The 813-nt window shown below is 65.3% G+C and carries 2 protein-coding genes; both read right to left on the minus strand.

Annotated features, from left to right (window positions below; genetic code table 11):
• Positions 1-347, minus strand: a 347-nt coding sequence (locus P9A17_RS33200) for an ABC transporter permease (RefSeq protein ID WP_347403875.1), incomplete at its 3' end; no start/stop codon positions are given.
• Positions 348-354: 7 nt separating this feature from the next.
• Positions 355-813: ABC transporter permease (locus tag P9A17_RS33205; protein ID WP_278043063.1), on the minus strand; the 459-nt coding region annotated here is incomplete at its 5' end.

Genomic DNA, 813 nt, shown 5'->3' on the forward strand with positions numbered 1-813 from the left:
ATCCGCACGTTGATGAACGCCGCCAAAAAGCCCGTCAGCGCCTCGATGCCGATGTTGCCCAGCGAGCTGTAGCCCTGAATCGCCAGCGTGCCACCGGCGGCCAACGTCAGGAACCCGACGATCACGACGGTGCCACCGATCATCGCCAACGTGCCTGCACCCATGGAGATCTCGGCGATCAAGCGGATGATTTCCTTGCGGAAGTGCACCGCCGCATGCGGAACACCGGCGATCGCACGGCCGTAGAACAGCACGTGGTCGCCGAGACGACCCAGCAGCGAGACCGGCCGGCCCAGGTGATCGATCAGCCGCGGGAACCGCGACCGAATAACCGCAGAAGTACCCATGCCCGGCCTATCCCGTCGTCATCCGGATGCCGATGGCGGTGACCACGACGTTGATGACGAACAACGCCATGAATGCGTACACCACCGTCTCGTTGACCGCGTTACCGACCGCCTTGGCTCCGCCGCCGGTGATCGTCAACCCGCGATAGCAGGCCACCAGGCCGGCGATCAGACCGAACAGGGCGGCCTTCACACATGAGATGATCACCTCGGGGACCCCGGTCAGCAGCGTGATCCCCGCCGCGAACGCACCCGGGTTGACGTCCTGAACGAAGACCGAGAAGAAGTAACCGCCCAGGATGCCGATGATGACCACCAAGCTGTTGAGCAGCAGCGCCACCAGGCCCGCCGCCAGCATCCGCGGCGTCACCAGCCGCTGCACCGGGTTGATGCCCAGCACCTCCATCGCGTCGATCTCCTCGCGGATGGTGCGAGAGCCCAAGTCCGCGCACATCGCCGTCGCCCC

It is taken from the genome of Mycobacterium sp. 236(2023) (assembly GCF_029623955.1).
GTDB lineage: Bacteria > Actinomycetota > Actinomycetes > Mycobacteriales > Mycobacteriaceae > Mycobacterium.